Source organism: Cedecea sp. Ae19-4, assembly GCF_059801165.1.
Map to the genome: position 1 here is coordinate 2,237,303 of NZ_JBCHWG010000001.1, position 15,940 is coordinate 2,253,242.

The following is a 15,940-nucleotide window of genomic DNA, read 5'->3' on the forward strand; positions in this document are numbered from 1 at the left end:
ACATACAGCCAGATTAGATTTAACCAGCTATATTTCAAACGGTTACTAAAAATATGTGCTATCAGTTTAAGGAGAAGCTGTGTCGACAATACTCATAATATTGGCTGTATTAGTGGTACTTGGCGTGCTCTATGTCTGCTTTGTGCCGACCGGGAAGTCCCCGATTACCGGGCTGTGGTCAAAATTGCCCACAAAGCAGGAATATCTCCAGGCTCATCCCGCAGAAATTGCCCCCAACGGCAACCCGCAGTGCTTTCACTGCCATTCGTCAGAAATACTCGACGTTGGGCTGGCAAGATTTACCGATTTTCGTCGTACCATTATTTGCAGCAAATGCAAGCATCAGCTCTGGCGTGAGCAAGATTAGGCCGCTACCCGGCAAAAAATTAGCGGCTTTTTAAGTGACAGTTAAAGGGTAGCATCATGGAAAAATACGTTTTCTACAGTAAAGCTATCTCCGTCAATATCTATCCGAAGGCATCACTGACGGCAGAAGAAAAACAACGCCTGAGTCTGGAGGGTTATCAGAAAATAGGCTTTGAAACGCGTGCCACAGATGAAGCTGACGCCATGGAACAATTCCTGACCCATTTCAAAGAAAACAACGACGCGCTGGAGGATTACGCGAAGGATATCGCATTTTCATCACTGATCTTCAACGGAGGGCGGTTTCTTTTCTGAATCCGCAAGACGGTTTACTCCCCAGCCTCACGGCGCTACAATTCCCGCCCTTAAATTGTGGTAATCCACTCGACTTTAGCCGCTTCACCAGATGGAGCGGTTCTGACCTGATATCAGAACGAGAACTTCATGTTTAAACCGGAACTCCTCTCCCCGGCGGGAACGCTGAAAAACATGCGTTACGCTTTCGCCTACGGTGCAGACGCCGTCTACGCTGGCCAGCCGCGCTACTCGCTGCGCGTGCGCAATAACGAATTCAACCACGAAAACCTCCAGCTCGGGATCAACGAGGCCCACGCGCTGGGTAAAAAATTCTACGTGGTGGTGAACATTGCCCCGCATAACGCCAAGCTCAAAACCTTTATTCGCGACCTTAAGCCGGTTATCGACATGGGGCCGGATGCGCTGATCATGTCCGATCCAGGGCTAATCATGATGGTGCGCGAGGCGTTCCCGGAAATGGACGTTCACCTCTCCGTGCAGGCTAACGCCGTTAACTGGGCGACAGTGAAGTTCTGGAAGCAAATGGGGCTGACGCGCGTGATTCTTTCCCGCGAGCTGTCGCTGGAAGAAATCGCCGAAATTCGCGAACAGGTTCCAGAAATGGAGCTGGAGATCTTCGTCCACGGCGCGCTGTGCATGGCGTATTCAGGCCGCTGCCTGCTCTCTGGCTATATCAACAAGCGAGATCCTAACCAGGGAACCTGCACCAACGCCTGCCGCTGGGAATATAAGGTTCAGGAAGGCAAAGAAGACGACATCGGCAATATCGTCCACGTGCACGAGCCAATTCCGGTGCAAAACGTTGAGCCTACGCTTGGCGTCGGCGCCCCAACGGACAAAGTGTTTATGGTGGAAGAAGCCAAACGTCCAGGCGAATACATGACCGCTTTCGAAGACGAGCACGGCACCTACATCATGAACTCGAAAGATCTGCGCGCCATTGAGCACGTGGAGCGCCTGACAAAAATGGGCGTGCACTCGCTGAAAATCGAAGGCCGTACTAAGTCCTACTACTACTGCGCACGTACCGCGCAGGTGTATCGTCGCGCCATTGACGACGCCGCAGCGGGCAAGCCGTTCGACCCTACGCTGCTGCAAACGCTGGAAGGCCTGGCCCACCGTGGCTATACCGAAGGATTCCTGCGCCGACATACCCACGACAGCCATCAGAATTACGAGTACGGGCACTCCATTTCCGAGAGCCAGCAGTTTGTGGGCGAGTTTACCGGCGAACGCCGGGGTGATCTGGCGGCCGTGGCGGTGAAAAACAAATTCCTGCTGGGCGACAGTCTGGAAATGATGACCCCGCAGGGGAATATCACCTTTACGCTGGAAACGCTGGAAAACGGCAAATCCCAGCCGATAGACGTGGCTCCAGGCGACGGTCATACCGTATGGATGCCTGTACCTCAGGAGATAGCGCTGGATTATGCTCTACTGATGCGCAATCTCTCTGGTCAGACAACCCGTAAACCGCACGCAAACTAGTGAATTAGGGTTATTTTTCGCGCTAAGAGCATTCTTAGAAACCGATCACATACGGTTACACAAGATAACGTTATTATCCGCAAGCTGAAAAACATAACCCATAAATGCTAGCTGTACCAGGAACCACCTCCTTGGCCTGCGCAATCTCCCTTGCGCAGGCTTTCTTTTTTCCGCTGATTCAGCCAGTTCTTACTCCCCCGCGCCCACTTTGCTCTACACTTTGATAATGCTCACTTTTCTGAGGTAAGTCATGGAGAGATCCCCGCATTCATTTTTGATTCTGAACGGTAAAGGCGCCGGTAACCCACAGCTGCGCGAGGCCGTGCATACGCTGCGTGAGGAAGGTTACACCTTGCATATCAGGGTGACCTGGGAGAAAGGTGATGCCGAACGTTACATTGACGAAGCCCTGAGCCTTGGCGTAGACACCGTGGTTGCCGGCGGCGGTGACGGCACAATCAATGAGATTGCCACCTGCCTCGCGAAGCTTTCTGCGGGCAGCCGCCCGGCATTGGGCATTCTCCCGCTGGGGACGGCCAACGACTTTGCCACCAGCGTCGGTATTCCTGAGGACTTTGAAAAAGCGCTGCGCCTCGCGCTGTTTGGCAAAGCCGCCAATATCGACCTGGTGCAGGTCAACGATGAAGCCTTCTTCATCAACATGGCGACCGGCGGATTTGGCACACGCATCACCACCGAAACGCCGGAAAAACTCAAAGCAGCGCTTGGCGGCGTCTCATACTTTATTCACGGTTTAATGCGCATGGACATGCTCAAGCCGGATCGCTGCGACATTCGCGGAGAAGGCTTTAGCTGGCAGGGCGACGCATTAGTGATCGGCATCGGTAACGGTTGCCAGGCCGGCGGCGGGCAACAGCTTTGCCCGGAGGCGTTGATCAACGACGGGCTGCTTGATCTACGGATTTTCACCGGTGAAGACCTGCTTCCTGCGCTGTTGACTACGCTCACGCGCCCGGATGAAAACCCAAACATTATTGAAGGGAAATCGGCCTGGTTTGAGATTTCGGCCCCGCACGATATTACCTTTAACCTGGACGGGGAACCGCTGAGCGGACGGCATTTTCGCATTGAAGTGCATCCGAATGCGCTGGCCTGTCGTTTACCGCCTAATTGCCCGCTATTGGGGTAAGCCAGCACGGTGAAGCCTTTTCCCCTCTCCCTTCCAGGGAGAAGGTTAGGGTGAAGGTAATAATGCCACAGTATAAAAATCCGCATAAAAAAGCCCTCATAAAAGAGGGCCTTATAACCTTACTCAACGGAGCTTAAGCGATGGTCACTTTCTCATTCAGGTAAACATCCTGCACGGCGTTGATCAGCTTCACGCCGTCGGCCATTGATTTCTTGAACGCTTTGCGCCCCAGAATCAGCCCCATGCCGCCCGCACGTTTGTTGATCACCGCCGTACGCACCGCATCCGCCAGGTCAGTTTCACCGCCAGCGGCACCGCCGGAGTTGATAAGGCCGGCACGGCCCATATAGCAGTTAGCCAGCTGGTAGCGCACCAGGTCGATAGGGTTGTCGGTGGTCAGCTTGCTGTAAACCTTTTCGTCGGTGTAGCCAAAGTTTACCGCTTTATAGCCGCCGTTATTCTCCGCCATTTTTTGCTTCACGATATCGGCCCCGATAGTCGCCGCCAGGTGGTTAGCCTGCCCGGTTAAGTCGGCGCTGACGTGATAATCCACCCCGTCTTTTTTAAATGCGGAGTTACGCAGATAGGCCCAAAGCACGGTGACCAGGCCAAGTTCATGCGCACGCTCAAAGGCGGCGGAGATCTCTTCAATCTGGCGGCGGGATTCCGGTGAACCAAAGTAAATCGTGGCCCCGACAGCAACGGCGCCCATGTTGAAGGCCTGCTCTACGCTGGCGTACAGCGTCTGGTCGTAGGTGGTCGGGTAGCTCAACGTCTCATTGTGATTAAGCTTCACCAGGAACGGAATGCGGTGGGCATAGCGGCGTGAAACCGAGGCCAGTACGCCATAGGTAGAAGCCACGCAGTTACAGCCTGCCTCGATGGCCAGTTCAACGATGTTTTTCGGATCGAAGTAGAGCGGGTTCGCGGCGAAAGAAGCCCCCGCCGAGTGTTCAACGCCCTGATCGACGGGAAGAATAGAGAGGTAGCCAGTCCCAGCCAGACGCCCGGTGTTGTACAGCGTCTGCATGTTTCGCAGCACCGCAGGCGGGCGATTGTTGTCTACCATCACCCTGTCAACGTAGTCCGAGCCGGGCAGATAAAGCTGGTCTGCCGGAATAGTCATACAACGATGCTGTAACAAGCCGTCGGCATCTTTGCCAAGCAACTGCGCAATATCAGTCATAATACGCTCCCGTAAAGGCAGCGAGCCCCCTGCCCGCTGCGCATGAAGAATCCTGTTCTGCCGGGTCGAAAAAACCGGCCGCACTAATCCTGGTACCGACGGCGGGGATTTGCCAGTTCAAGCGCACTTTTGCCTCCTTTCCAGGAGTAAAGCCAGGTGGCCACCCCGGCTATTTTTGCAAAGGCGATCATAGAATCGACGCAAAGGTATTTAAAAGGTATTATTAATTGGTATGGTTAAGGCACACCCTACACCTGTCATGAAGGTCCTGAGCATGAAACGTACAACGATTAGCCTTTCGTTCATGATGTTTATGGAATGGTTTATCTGGGGCGCCTGGTTTGTGCCCCTGTGGCTGTTCCTCAACAAAAGTGGTTTTACCGCCGGTGAAATCGGCTGGTCCTACGCCTGCACCGCCATCGCTGCTATTCTGTCTCCTATTCTGGTCGGCTCGCTGACCGACCGCTTCTTTGCCGCACAAAAAGTACTGGCGCTGCTGATGTTTGTCGGCGCCGGGCTGATGTATCTGGCCGCCCAGCAAACGGAGTTTGTCTATTTCTTCCCGCTGCTGCTGGCTTACTCGCTCACCTATATGCCAACCATCGCGCTGACCAACAGCATCGCGTTTTCCAACGTCGACGACGTGGAGCGTGATTTCCCGCGTATTCGCGTGATGGGCACCATCGGCTGGATTGCCTCCGGGATCGTGTGTGGCTTCCTGCCGCAGATAATGGGCTTTAGCGATATCTCGCCAACCAACGTGCCGCTGCTGATCACCGCCATCAGCTCGGTTGTGTTAGGCGTATTCGCTTTGTTCCTGCCGAACACGCCGCCGAAAAGCACCGGCAAGCTCAGCCTGAAGGTGATGCTGGGCCTGGACGCGCTCGTGCTGCTGAAGGACAAAAACTTCCTGGTCTTCTTCTTCTGTTCCTTCCTGTTTGCGATGCCGCTGGCGTTCTACTACATCTTCGCCAACGGCTATCTGACCGAAGTCGGGATGCACAACGCCACAGGCTGGATGACGCTTGGCCAGTTCTCGGAAATCTTCTTTATGCTGGCGCTGCCGTTCTTCACTAAGCGCTTTGGTATTAAAAAGGTTCTGCTGCTGGGCCTGATCACCGCCGCCATCCGCTACGGCTTCTTTGTGTACGGCGACGCGTCGCACCTGTTCACTTACGGCCTGCTGTTCCTCGGCATTCTGCTGCACGGCGTGAGCTACGACTTCTACTACGTCACCGCCTACATTTACGTAGACAAGAAATCCCCGGTGTACATGCGCACCGCGGCGCAGGGGCTGATCACCCTTTGCTGCCAGGGCTTCGGCAGCCTGCTCGGCTACAGCCTCGGCGGCAAAATGATGGAAAAAATGTTTGCTTACTCCTCACCGGTGAACGGTCAGACCTTTAACTGGGCGGGGATGTGGGGCTTTGGCGCAATAATGATTGCCGTCATCGCCGTGCTGTTCATGGTCTTCTTCCGCGAGTCGGACAAAGAGATTGCTGCCATCGCCGTTGCCGGTGATGAATCTGAAAAAGTATTAAAGGAAGCGTAACAATGGAAAATCGTATTCTGGGAGCCTTTTACGGCCAGATGTTAGGTGATGCGATGGGGATGCCGTCCGAACTGTGGCCGCGCTCGCGGGTGAAGGCCCATTTCGGCTGGATAGACAAGTTCCTGCCGGGCCCGGCAGAAAACAACGCCGCCTGTTATTTTGCCCGCGCTAAGTTTACCGATGACACCTCAATGGCGCTGGCGCTGGCGGACGCCATCATCGAGCACCACGGGGTTATCAACCCGGACGCCATTGGCCGCCATATTCTGGCGTGGGCAGAAGGGTTCGACGCGTTTAACAAAAACGTGCTCGGCCCGACGTCGAAAATAGCCCTGAATGCGATTAAACAAGGCATGCCGGTAAGCGAGCTGGAAAACAACGGCGTAACCAACGGGGCGGCGATGCGTGCCTCCCCGCTTGGCTGCCTGCTGCCCACGGCCAGTCTCGATGAGTTTGTGGACGAGGTCGCGCTAGCTTCGAGCCCGACGCACAAATCAGATCTGGCCATTGCCGGGGCAGTCGTTATTGCCTGGGCCATTTCCCGCGCTATCGACGGCGCAAGCTGGGCCACAATTTGCGATGAGCTGCCCTCCATCGCCCGCCACGCGCAGGAAAAACGCATCACGACATTTAGCGCGTCCCTCGCGGCACGCCTGGAATTAGCGCTGAGTGTGGCAAGAAAAGCGCGCGGCACCGAATCCGCCATGGAAGAGATTTACCAGCTGGTCGGCACCGGTACCAGCACCGTTGAGTCGGTACCGGCGGCGATTGCGATGGTCGAACTGGCGAAAACCGACCCTAACCGCTGCGCCATCCTGTGCGCCAATCTCGGCGGAGACACCGACACCATCGGCGCTATGGCCACCGCTATCTGCGGCGCGCTGAACGGCGTGGAAAGCATCGATCCGGCGCTGAAACAGGAGCTGGATGAAGAGAACCAGCTCGACTTCACGCGCTACAGCCGCATCTTTATGGCCTATCGCCAGCAAAGAGAGGCCAGCCATGAAGCCAAATGAACTGCTGAGCAAACTGCCCCAGCTGCAGGCTCAACGCCCGGTTTGCGTGCTCGGTTCGGCGGTGATTGACGTCATCGCCGACGCCTACGCCCTCCCGTGGCGCGGCTGCGATATCGAACTGCATCAGCAGGGCGTGAACATTGGCGGGTGCGCGCTGAACATCGCCATCACGCTTTCGCGCCTCGGCATTGACTCGCAGAACGCGCTGCCAATTGGCCAGGGCACCTGGGCCGACATTATTCGCAACAGCCTGGAAAAACAGCACATCCGCAGCGAGATCCACACCGATACGGGAGACAACGGCTGGTGCCTGGCACTGGTCGAACCCGACGGCGAACGCACCTTTATGTCGTTTCGCGGCGTCGAGCATCAGTGGAATCAGGCCTGGCTTGACGGCCTGACCATCCCGCCAGGTAGCCTGCTCTCGCTCTCTGGCTACCAGCTTGCCGGGCCGTGTGCGGAACTGCTCGTTGGCTGGCTGGAGTCGCTGCAGGAAATTACCCCGTTCATCGACTTTGGCCCGCGTATCGCAGATATCCCGCAGCCGCTGCTGGCGCGGATTATGGCCTGCAAACCGATTGTTTCGCTCAACCGTCAGGAAGCGGCGATTGTTGCCGAATGGCTTGAAGTGGAAGCGGAAAATATTGAAGCGATTTGCCGTGCATGGCTCACCCGCTACGGCAGCCAGCTGATCGTTCGTTTAGATAAGGACGGCGCGTGGTTTGCGGCCGGCGATAACATAGGGATCGCTGCGCCCTTCCCGACTACCGTCGTGGATACCATCGGCGCGGGCGACAGCCATGCGGGCGGCACAATTGCGGGCCTGGCGGCAGGCTGGAGCCTGGAAGAAGCAGTCAGCCTCGGGAATGCGGTAGCCAGCTACGTGGTCGGCCACCGGGGCGGGGACTGCGCGCCAAAACTCGCGCAGCTCGAGCAAACCTTACTCCTCGCAGACGAAAACGTATAAGTCGCTGCGGCAATGGCTGATGCTGTACTCGATGGGCCGGTTGTGCGGGTCGAACGCCACCTGTTTGATGACCAAAACCGGCACCGGCGTTTCCAGTTTGATGTGTGACTGGAATTCGCTGTCCGGCATTCTGGCGCTGACCCGGCTGCGGGTGCGCTGCGGAATAATGTTCTGGCTGCGGAAGTAGTCGTACAGCGAAACGCCAATCTCATCCGGGTCGGCAATCAGCCCGGTCGGCACGTAAGACTCTTCGATAGACACCGCATCTTCATCCACGTAGCGAATGCGCTTGAGCAGGAAAACCTCGCTTTCCGCCGGGATCGCGAGTTGTTCAGCCACGTCTGCCGGGCATTTCACCACGCGTTTGTTCACCCACAGCGTATTTGGCTTTTTACCCCGAAGCACAACCTGCTGCGAAAAGCCCCTGGCCTCTTTCAGCGAATACTCAAACGTCGCATTAATTTGCGTCCCGTAGCCGCGCGAACGCGTCACCACGCCGTCATCTTCCAGCGCCTGCATCGCCTTGCGCACGGTAATGCGTGACACCCCCGTGAGCTGGCTGAGATCGCGCTCCCCCGGCAGGATATTGCCCTGCGGCAACAGGCCCGCGCGCACGGCGTTTTTCACCGTTTCGGCAAACTTGAGGTACAGAGGAGCGTTATCCGGAGCGGAAAAGCGCTGTTTGAGCTGTTCAACTAACTGGTGATGAGCCTGTTCCATGGTACGCAATTGTCCGGCAGGGAAGATGAAGCCAGTATAGTACCACTGGTATTACGCTGGCTAAAAACTTCTCTTTTAACCGACAGTTACCACCATTCGTGAAAATGATGTACCGGGCCGATACCGTGCCCGACCTCCAGCGAATCCGCCTGAGCCAGCGCCTTCGACAACCAGATTTTTGCGGCAGCCACGGTTTGCGCCCAGTCGTCATGGCGGGGGCGGAGCGCAGCCAGCGCGGCAGATAAAGTGCAGCCAGTGCCGTGGGTGTTTTTTGTTTGCACGCGCGGCGCGGTAAAGCGCTGGACATCGTGGCTAGTAAATAGCCAGTCCGGGCTTTCTGCGTCGTCGAGGTGCCCGCCTTTCATCAGCACGGCCTCGCAGCCCATTGCCAGCAGCGCTTCACCCTGTTCGCGCATCTCTTTTTCACTGCGCGCGTGGGGCGCATCCAGCAGCGCTGCCGCTTCCGGGAGATTGGGCGTGATCAGCGCGACATGCGGCAATAGCTTCCGACGTAAGCTTTCTACCGCCGATGGGGCCAGCAGCGGATCGCCGCTTTTCGCCAGCATCACCGTGTCCAGCACCACGTTTGGTACCTTATAGAACGCCAGTCGCTCTGCGACGGCTTCAACGATATCGGCCTCTGCCAGCATGCCAATTTTTGTGGTGTCTATTCGCACGTCGCTCAAGACAGAATCTAACTGCGCCGCCACAAACTCAGGCTCAATACGATAAACGGACTGCACGCCACGGGTATTCTGCGCCACCAGCGCAGTGATCACGCTTGTGCCGTAAGCGCCGAGCGCGGAGAAAGTTTTCAGATCGGCCTGGATCCCCGCGCCACCGCTTGGATCGGTTCCGGCAATAGTTAATGCGTTGATGCGTTTCATGCAAGCCCCTCCGCATTCAGCAGATAAAGGGCGTCGAGGAAGGCTGGGGTAAAACTGCCCGGCCCACGGCTGGCGGCGATGGCCTGCTCGCCGGCAAGCGACATAAAGCGGCAGGCGCTGGCGACGTTGTCCAGCCTGTCTCCCGGTAAAGCACAGCACGCAGCAACCACGGCGGAAAGCGCGCAGCCGGTGCCGACCACACGCGTCATGAGTTCTCCCCCGCCGGTCACGGCAAACGTTCGTTCGCCATCGGTGACGTAATCAGTTTCTCCGGTTACGGCAACCACTGCACCGGTTTCGCGGGCCAGCTTTTGCGCCGCCGGGATCGCCGAAAGTGCATCATCGGTGCTGTCTACGCCACGGCCTCCGGCCTGCTCCCCTGCCAACGCCATGATTTCAGACGCATTACCGCGAATGGCGGCTGGTTTCAGTTGAATAATGTCGCGAGCGAAACGCGTGCGGAAAGCCAAACCACCCACGGCGACCGGGTCTAGTGCCCACGGCGTTCCGGCGCTATTGGCGGCGTGAATAGCAGCCAGCATCGCCGCAGCGCGTTCTGAAGTCAGGGTGCCAATGTTGATCAGCAGCGCGCTGGCAAGCCCGCTAAATTGTGCCGCTTCTTCGGCTTCAATCACCATCGCCGGGGCAGCCCCAAGCGCCAGCAGCACGTTAGCGGTAAAGGTTTGCACTACGTCATTGGTCATGCAGTGAACCAGCGGCGAATGCTGACGGAGGTGGTGTAAAACAGAGGCGGCGGTTGCGCCGGGTAGCAGGTCAGGTTGCATAACGGTAAGGCTCCTGTCCGGCGTGAAAGAAGGGACGCCGGACAGGCATCTGACTTCCCTACGCTGGCATTATCCAGATCAGGTGGTACGGGTATTTCTCAGCCTTCACAAAGAAGGGCACCCCGAGTCATTTACAGCAATATGTTGTGATTAATGCAGGTCATTAATCCGTGCAGAGGATGGTAATGCCAGCGGGAAGTCTTGTAAACGGCAAAAACGGTCATCATCCCGTCAAATTTAGCCGCTCCACGCTCTTCTGCCATCAAGCGGCCCGCGAGTAACTGCACTTTCAAACGTAAGCGCCTTACCCCTTTTCACCCCGATTGTAACAGCGGTGTGAGCAGCCTGGCACCAGCGCAAATAATGAATGTGAACGGCCTGTTTTATCGCTTTTAAACACTCTCCACTAAGAATTTTCTTATGATTTAGATCAAGGATTGCATTGTCACATTTCGGGATAGTTCATCGCCGTTATTAGTGCACTCAATAATGCATTGGAACGTTCAATTTATTTATGGTGAGAGAAAAATGAAATCCTTTAACTTTGGTCAATCAATGGCTTTGGTGTTTGGTATTTTGGTCCTTTCGACTTCAGCCAGGGCTGATGTGGTAAGCGACTTCTATAATAATATGGTGAATAAATCTATTACCTGGCAGGAAGCAAAGGCCTGTTTTGAAAGTATGGATGCGTCGCAGCAGCAGGCTGTACGGGATTACGATCGCGTCCATCAGACAAACTATACCAGCGATTTTGTGAGTGGGACGGTGACGACCCCGCATATGGACGGGAATCATTCAGAGCCCGTTCCGCCGCATCCCGATGCTCCCCACTCAATCGTCGCCAGCACGCTTACCCCTTCAACGGCGATAATTATGGATCCGGTTGTACCGTCCACAGCCGATAAAAGTTCACACCTGGACAGCCCGGAGACAGATGCCGACCACCAGGCAGCCAAAGATAAAGCGATGATCGAATATGTCCAGTCTCAGGTTAAAAACGGCGCTGATGGTAAAAACGGAACAAATGGCAAAAATGGCCTGATAACCACCGAAACGAAACTTGATACGGCAACGCAGGCACGCGTATCCACTAACGCTAACAATATTTCTTTAAATACGGGACATGCAGAAAATAATACCCGCCTGATTCAGGCCAACAGCCTATCGATAGACAAATTAAATAATGCATTTTCTGCATTAAAAGACGAAGTTAACAATAATCAAAAAGAGGCCAACGCGGGTATCTCTGGCGCGATGGCAATGAGCAATATACCGCAGGTGATGAATAATCAAACCGTGGCTATAGGGGCAGGGATTGGCGGCTATGAAGGTGAAAATGCTTTAGCCGTGGGCGCCTCTACACGTATCGGAAATGCTGTTGTTGTGAAAGCCACCGTCAGTGATGATACAGAAAACAATATGGGTTACGGCGCGGGGTTATCTGTAGGCTGGTAAGTTTTCCCAGGCAACATTTACTTCGTTAAAACCACTGCTATGCTCTATTTCAGCGCCTTTTCAAAGGCGCATTTTGGGCAGTCGGGGCTTTGGCCCGGCAGGGAATGAGCAAAAAAACACAGTGGTCAGATAACAACATGAAATATATTATTTTACTCATCATTATTATTTCAGTGGTCTATGTGCATTATCGCGGCAAGATTCGCTTTCGTTTCTGGCGGCAGCTGTCGGACCATTCCACGTTTACCGCCCCGCTTAACGGTTTTATGTATCTTTTCTCTAGGGTGCCGAATACGCCCTATTTAACACCGGAAACCTTTCCCGAGCTGACAACGCTGCGGGAAAACTGGGAAGTGATTCGCGACGAAGGTATGCATCTGCAACAAATGGAGCAGATAAAAGCCGCGGATAAATTTAACGACGCCGGTTTCAACTCCTTCTTTAAAACAGGCTGGAAGCGCTTTTACCTGAAATGGTATGAAAACGCCCACCCGTCGGCCAGCATACTGTGCCCGAAAACCACCGAACTGCTGCGCACCATTCCTTCCATCAAAGCTGCGATGTTCGCCACCCTGCCCGACGGCAGCCGCCTGCCGAGGCACCGGGATCCGTACGCCGGTTCGCTGCGTTTTCACCTTGGACTTGCGACCCCGAATGACGATCGCTGCTTTATTGAAGTGGACGGGAAGCGCTATAGCTGGCGGGACGGTGAAGGCGTGCTGTTCGATGAAACCTATATTCACTACGCGGAAAACACCAGCGGCGAAAATCGCCTGATTCTGTTCTGCGACGTGGAAAGACCGATGCGCTACCGCTGGGCTCAGGCGGTTAACCACTGGCTGGGGCGCAACCTGATGAGCGCCGCGTCGGCACCTAACGATGAAAACGACCGCATCGGTGGGATCAACCGCGCTTTCCGCTACATCTATCAGATTCGTATCGTCGGCAAGAAGTTAAAAAGCTGGAATAAAACGGTGTATTACATCGTGAAATGGATCCTGTTTGGCGGGATTGCCGTGCTTATCTGGCGGGCGTTTTAGTTCACTTCCGCGAAATAAACGAGCCTTTGCAGTAATAGCCAGGGCTCGTTATTCGTTATCCGTAATCAGGCCAGTGACGCAATCTGGTTTTTCGCATCGGCGAGTGCGGCGCTTTTCGCTTCGTCGCCACGGCTCAGGTTTTCTGCGCGAATAATGGTCACATCGGTCAGGCCAATGAAGCCCAGTACCGCTTTCAAATAGGATTCCTGATGCTCCAGGAATGCCGCCGGGCTGTCGCCGGTGTACTGGCCGCCGCGCGAAGAAGCGATAAACACTTTTTTGCCTTTTGGCAGCAGGCCTTCCGGGCCGTTGGCGCCGTACTGGAAGGTGCGTCCAGCCACACAAACTCGGTCGATCCACGCCTTAAGCTGGGATGGAATAGAAAAGTTGTACATCGGCACGCCAATGACAATCACGTCTGCGGCGAACAGGTCGTCAATAAACGCCCCACCGGCCGCGAGGTCTGCGCCCAGCTCAGCGTCGGTCACTTCCGCGCCCTGGAAAGCGGCAATGTGCTTGTCGGACAGGTGCTGAGCCGGGGACTGCACCAGGTCGCGGTAAATCACGGTGGCACCGGGGTGCAGCGTTTTCTGGCGGGCAACAATCTCCGCCGACAGCTGGCGGCTGACGGAATAACCGCCCAGAACACTGGTATCAATATGCAGGATAGTCGACATCGTTTTAGCCTCTGAAATGGAGTCTGATTTAGGGGATAAGCGCGTTAAGAGTTTTTTTAGAGCCGTTAACATAGGTGTGCTCAATCTTTAAGATTCGCTGAACATGGCAGCCACTATGCCACCGCCTCTCCCACCCGAATAGCCGTTATATTTCGATGCAATCCATCGTCATATCCGATACATCATCGCCAATGACAAACCCATGCCGAAGGGCTATATTGCGCTTCATCCCTTGACAGCCAGGCAGGAACCACAATGCTGGACGGTATTTCGCTGGACCAACTTCGCACGTTTATTGCCGCCGTCGACGAAGGCAGCTTCTCTGCGGCTGCTCGCAAGATGTACCGCGCCCAGTCGGTGATCAGCGATTTGATTAAGGGGCTGGAAGCCCAGATCGGCGTGCAGCTGTTCGACCGTTCCGGCCGCTATCCAAAGCTAACGCCAGAAGGTGAAGTGCTGCTGATCGACGCCCGCTGCATTGTTTCTGGCGTCGATTTTATGAAGGCGAGAGCGCGCGGTATGTCGTCGGGGCTGGAATCTGAACTTTCGGTGGTGGTGGACGTTTTCTTCCCGCTGGAGGCGATGACTTCGGCGGCCAAAGCCTTCCGCGAACAGTTTCCCGGCACGCCGCTGCGTCTGTTTGTAGAGGCGCTGGGTGGGGGCTACAAACCGGTGCTTAACGGCAGCGCGGGGATTGGTATTCTGGGCTCACTGCCGGATATGCCGGCCTCGCTGACCGGGGAGCGTCTGACCGGCGTTTCGCTGGTGATGGTAGCCGCGCCCGATCACCCGCTGGCGCAGTTCGAAGGCATCATTCCAAAGTCCGAACTGACCAAACACGTTCAGCTGGTGCTGACCGACCGCTCGGAGCTTTCCAAAGGGAAAGAGTTTGGCGTAATGTCACCTTCCACCTGGCGGCTGGGCGATCTGCTGGCCAAACACGCCTTTTTGCTCGATGGCCTCGGCTGGGGCAGCATGCCGTCACACGTTGTCGAACGAGATATTCGCGAGGGGCGGCTGGTGCGGCTGAACATTGAGGATGTTCCGCCGGCAGGGCTCGCACTGCCGATGTTTGGCGTCTACCCGATTGCCTCCCCGCCCGGCCCGGCCGGACGCTGGCTGATTGAACGGCTTAAAAACCTCTGCCCGGCAAAACTGGCCGCCAGTTCGCCCAAAACTAGCGGCGAGTAAGTAACCGGTGAGTCACCCTCTCCTCACCGGAAACGGCCTGAAACCCGGCGGCTTCATAAAAGCGAAAGGCGTGTTCGGGAGCATGGGTGTTATAAAAATCAAACCAGTGGTCTCCGCCGGCAACCAGGGCCTGCAGCAGTTGCTGCCCTGCTCCTTTTCCCCGCCAGGCCGGGCTAAGGTACAGGTGTCGAATACGCCCCGCGCGTTCGTCTGCTGAAAACGGGTCGCGATTAAGCCCGCCAATGCCGACCAGTTCCTCACGGGCAAAGACACCCAGTAGTTTTTCTCCGGGCAAGTCAAAACGGTTTTCTCCGCTAAGCCAGTTGGCTTCAAGCCGGCGCAGCATATTGTACTGTTCCTCAACGCTTTGCGCTTTGAGTGAGGCAAAGCCTTTGTTATCCGGCGTCACCAACATTATCCGCAGCACGGTTATCCCTCCCATTAATCCCACTGCTAGTCGCTATCAATATCCAGCAGGTTATTTAAAGCATGAGCCCGCAGCTCGTTAACTTTACTGATGCTTTTCTCCGGCGAGGAGCGAATCACATCGCGCGGATCGTTAATCAGCACGCGGCCATGGCTGTCGACTAAGAATTGCAGATCGTCGATGTGCAATTCATGATTTTTCAGCTTGTTAATAATGGCGTTACAGTCGGCCAGGACGTTTTGATTGAATTTCTTATCGTCCGGCAGGCTTTTCTTATTATTCACGATATCTTCGGAATCAAAAGCGTTGTGAATGTAGTCTTTCTCCACGCCCACGTGACCGCCATGTTTAATCAATGCATGAGCGTCCACCACGGGAAAACCGAGATGCTTAAGCTGTTTGGTCGTTTCCAGCTCTTTTAAAGCGTACTGTTCCGCTGAAATGGTGCCGGTGGTGCCGGGTCTGAACAGGCACAGGCACTTGCGCGGATCCTGTCGTGAGTGAAAAACATCTTTTTGACTGCCTGCGCCAATTTTCTGCCCCAGCGACGGTACATCCTGAAACGCCGTGGCCGGTGTCTGTACATTAGACGTATGAAAGTGCCGCCCCTGGGCTGCATTGTTTGAAACGCTATACACGATGGACTCTCCTGTGTGGTTCAACACCACGGTTCAGTAAAGCCCTTGAGTGGCCAAAGCAGACGACAGGTTCCCGT

Annotated in this window: 18 protein-coding genes and 1 riboswitch; of the genes, 10 read left to right on the forward strand and 8 right to left on the reverse strand. The window is 55.4% G+C overall.

The window, feature by feature from the left end:
* Positions 1-79 precede the first annotated feature (79 nt).
* From AAIE02_RS10620 to yegS, 4 genes are all read left to right on the forward strand, one after another.
* The gene (locus AAIE02_RS10620) at positions 80-367 is read left to right on the forward strand and encodes a hypothetical protein (RefSeq protein ID WP_498532505.1); all 288 of its coding nucleotides are present in this window, start codon (positions 80-82) and stop codon (positions 365-367) included.
* A gap of 56 nt (positions 368-423) precedes the next feature.
* On the forward strand, positions 424-681 hold the full coding sequence (locus AAIE02_RS10625; RefSeq protein ID WP_498532506.1) for a hypothetical protein: 258 nt from the start codon (positions 424-426) through the stop codon (positions 679-681).
* A gap of 129 nt (positions 682-810) precedes the next feature.
* On the forward strand, positions 811-2,172 hold the full coding sequence (trhP, locus tag AAIE02_RS10630; RefSeq protein ID WP_008455135.1) for a prephenate-dependent tRNA uridine(34) hydroxylase TrhP: 1,362 nt from the start codon (positions 811-813) through the stop codon (positions 2,170-2,172).
* A gap of 250 nt (positions 2,173-2,422) precedes the next feature.
* Positions 2,423-3,322 carry a lipid kinase YegS gene (yegS, locus tag AAIE02_RS10635; RefSeq protein ID WP_336981576.1) on the forward strand — a complete coding sequence of 300 codons (900 nt, stop codon included), beginning with the start codon at positions 2,423-2,425 and terminating at the stop codon, positions 3,320-3,322.
* A gap of 133 nt (positions 3,323-3,455) precedes the next feature.
* Here yegS and fbaB read toward each other — a convergent pair whose 3' ends face one another.
* Positions 3,456-4,508, reverse strand: a complete 1,053-nt coding sequence (gene fbaB, locus AAIE02_RS10640; RefSeq protein ID WP_008455139.1) for a class I fructose-bisphosphate aldolase — start codon at positions 4,506-4,508, stop codon at positions 3,456-3,458.
* Positions 4,509-4,767: 259 nt separating this feature from the next.
* On the opposite strand from fbaB, the gene AAIE02_RS10645 reads away from it, so the two are divergent.
* The 3 genes from AAIE02_RS10645 to AAIE02_RS10655 are packed head-to-tail and all read left to right on the forward strand — an operon-like array spanning position 4,768 to position 8,043.
* Positions 4,768-6,060, forward strand: a complete 1,293-nt coding sequence (locus tag AAIE02_RS10645) for a nucleoside permease (protein ID WP_336818211.1) — start codon at positions 4,768-4,770, stop codon at positions 6,058-6,060.
* A gap of 2 nt (positions 6,061-6,062) precedes the next feature.
* Positions 6,063-7,076 (forward strand): ADP-ribosylglycohydrolase family protein, encoded by a 1,014-nt coding sequence (locus AAIE02_RS10650; RefSeq protein ID WP_498532507.1) that lies wholly within the window; start codon positions 6,063-6,065, stop codon positions 7,074-7,076.
* Positions 7,063-8,043: a PfkB family carbohydrate kinase gene (locus AAIE02_RS10655; protein ID WP_498532508.1), complete on the forward strand. Its 981-nt coding sequence runs from the start codon at positions 7,063-7,065 to the stop codon at positions 8,041-8,043. Before AAIE02_RS10650 ends, AAIE02_RS10655 begins: the two co-directional genes overlap by 14 nt.
* On the opposite strand, the gene AAIE02_RS10660 is transcribed toward AAIE02_RS10655, so the two are convergent.
* The 4 genes from AAIE02_RS10660 to AAIE02_RS10675 form a co-directional block, all read right to left on the reverse strand.
* Positions 8,017-8,763 (reverse strand): UTRA domain-containing protein, encoded by a 747-nt coding sequence (locus tag AAIE02_RS10660; protein WP_166991171.1) that lies wholly within the window; start codon positions 8,761-8,763, stop codon positions 8,017-8,019. The genes AAIE02_RS10655 and AAIE02_RS10660 overlap by 27 nt on opposite strands.
* 86 nt (positions 8,764-8,849) lie before the next feature.
* Positions 8,850-9,650, reverse strand: a complete 801-nt coding sequence (thiD, locus tag AAIE02_RS10665; protein ID WP_166991168.1) for a bifunctional hydroxymethylpyrimidine kinase/phosphomethylpyrimidine kinase — start codon at positions 9,648-9,650, stop codon at positions 8,850-8,852.
* Entirely contained in the window at positions 9,647-10,435 is a 789-nt protein-coding gene (gene thiM, locus AAIE02_RS10670) for a hydroxyethylthiazole kinase (protein WP_498532509.1), read from the reverse strand. The genes thiD and thiM overlap by 4 nt, the downstream gene beginning before the upstream one ends.
* Before the next feature lie 38 nt (positions 10,436-10,473).
* Positions 10,474-10,570: riboswitch (TPP riboswitch) on the reverse strand.
* The gene (locus AAIE02_RS10675; RefSeq protein ID WP_336981586.1) at positions 10,567-10,728 is read right to left on the reverse strand and encodes a hypothetical protein; all 162 of its coding nucleotides are present in this window, start codon (positions 10,726-10,728) and stop codon (positions 10,567-10,569) included. It overlaps the preceding riboswitch by 4 nt.
* 235 nt (positions 10,729-10,963) lie before the next feature.
* Between AAIE02_RS10675 and AAIE02_RS10680 the strand changes: the two genes are divergently transcribed.
* Together AAIE02_RS10680 and lpxO are read left to right on the forward strand one after the other, a co-directional pair.
* Complete coding sequence (locus AAIE02_RS10680) at positions 10,964-11,890, forward strand: YadA C-terminal domain-containing protein (RefSeq protein WP_336981588.1); 927 nt, start codon at positions 10,964-10,966, stop codon at positions 11,888-11,890.
* Positions 11,891-12,027: 137 nt separating this feature from the next.
* Complete coding sequence (gene lpxO / locus AAIE02_RS10685; RefSeq protein ID WP_008455165.1) at positions 12,028-12,930, forward strand: lipid A hydroxylase LpxO; 903 nt, start codon at positions 12,028-12,030, stop codon at positions 12,928-12,930.
* A 65-nt stretch (positions 12,931-12,995) separates the two neighbouring features.
* Here the strand turns inward: lpxO and AAIE02_RS10690 are convergent, their stop codons facing one another.
* A complete protein-coding gene (locus AAIE02_RS10690; RefSeq protein ID WP_205246341.1) occupies positions 12,996-13,607 on the reverse strand; it encodes an FMN-dependent NADH-azoreductase in 612 nt (203 codons plus the stop codon).
* Positions 13,608-13,862: 255 nt separating this feature from the next.
* Here AAIE02_RS10690 and AAIE02_RS10695 point away from each other — a divergent pair, with 255 nt between their 5' ends.
* The gene (locus AAIE02_RS10695) at positions 13,863-14,798 is read left to right on the forward strand and encodes a LysR family transcriptional regulator (RefSeq protein ID WP_008455169.1); all 936 of its coding nucleotides are present in this window, start codon (positions 13,863-13,865) and stop codon (positions 14,796-14,798) included.
* Here AAIE02_RS10695 and AAIE02_RS10700 read toward each other — a convergent pair.
* Together AAIE02_RS10700 and hopBF1 are read right to left on the reverse strand one after the other, a co-directional pair.
* Entirely contained in the window at positions 14,785-15,240 is a 456-nt protein-coding gene (locus AAIE02_RS10700) for a GNAT family N-acetyltransferase (protein ID WP_442892259.1), read from the reverse strand. The two genes, AAIE02_RS10695 and AAIE02_RS10700, sit on opposite strands and share 14 nt — an antisense overlap.
* Positions 15,241-15,251: 11 nt before the next feature.
* Positions 15,252-15,863, reverse strand: coding sequence for a T3SS effector protein kinase HopBF1 (gene hopBF1 / locus AAIE02_RS10705; protein WP_008455173.1), 612 nt, complete (start codon positions 15,861-15,863; stop codon positions 15,252-15,254).
* Between the last annotated feature and the right edge of the window lie 77 nt (positions 15,864-15,940).

Excerpts from the sequence above, each read along its gene's own strand:
- fbaB (WP_008455139.1), bottom strand. The coding sequence starts at position 4,508 with ATGACTGATATTGCGCAGTTGCTTGGCAAAGATGCCGACGGCTTGTTA.
- AAIE02_RS10695 (WP_008455169.1), top strand. The coding sequence starts at position 13,863 with ATGCTGGACGGTATTTCGCTGGACCAACTTCGCACGTTTATTGCCGCC.
- trhP (WP_008455135.1), top strand. The coding sequence starts at position 811 with ATGTTTAAACCGGAACTCCTCTCCCCGGCGGGAACGCTGAAAAACATG.
- thiM (WP_498532509.1), bottom strand. The coding sequence starts at position 10,435 with ATGCAACCTGACCTGCTACCCGGCGCAACCGCCGCCTCTGTTTTACAC.
- AAIE02_RS10680 (WP_336981588.1), top strand. The coding sequence starts at position 10,964 with ATGAAATCCTTTAACTTTGGTCAATCAATGGCTTTGGTGTTTGGTATT.
- AAIE02_RS10625 (WP_498532506.1), top strand. The coding sequence starts at position 424 with ATGGAAAAATACGTTTTCTACAGTAAAGCTATCTCCGTCAATATCTAT.
- lpxO (WP_008455165.1), top strand. The coding sequence starts at position 12,028 with ATGAAATATATTATTTTACTCATCATTATTATTTCAGTGGTCTATGTG.
- thiD (WP_166991168.1), bottom strand. The coding sequence starts at position 9,650 with ATGAAACGCATCAACGCATTAACTATTGCCGGAACCGATCCAAGCGGT.
- AAIE02_RS10645 (WP_336818211.1), top strand. The coding sequence starts at position 4,768 with ATGAAGGTCCTGAGCATGAAACGTACAACGATTAGCCTTTCGTTCATG.
- AAIE02_RS10655 (WP_498532508.1), top strand. The coding sequence starts at position 7,063 with ATGAAGCCAAATGAACTGCTGAGCAAACTGCCCCAGCTGCAGGCTCAA.
- yegS (WP_336981576.1), top strand. The coding sequence starts at position 2,423 with ATGGAGAGATCCCCGCATTCATTTTTGATTCTGAACGGTAAAGGCGCC.
- AAIE02_RS10650 (WP_498532507.1), top strand. The coding sequence starts at position 6,063 with ATGGAAAATCGTATTCTGGGAGCCTTTTACGGCCAGATGTTAGGTGAT.
- AAIE02_RS10660 (WP_166991171.1), bottom strand. The coding sequence starts at position 8,763 with ATGGAACAGGCTCATCACCAGTTAGTTGAACAGCTCAAACAGCGCTTT.
- AAIE02_RS10700 (WP_442892259.1), bottom strand. The coding sequence starts at position 15,240 with ATGGGAGGGATAACCGTGCTGCGGATAATGTTGGTGACGCCGGATAAC.
- AAIE02_RS10690 (WP_205246341.1), bottom strand. The coding sequence starts at position 13,607 with ATGTCGACTATCCTGCATATTGATACCAGTGTTCTGGGCGGTTATTCC.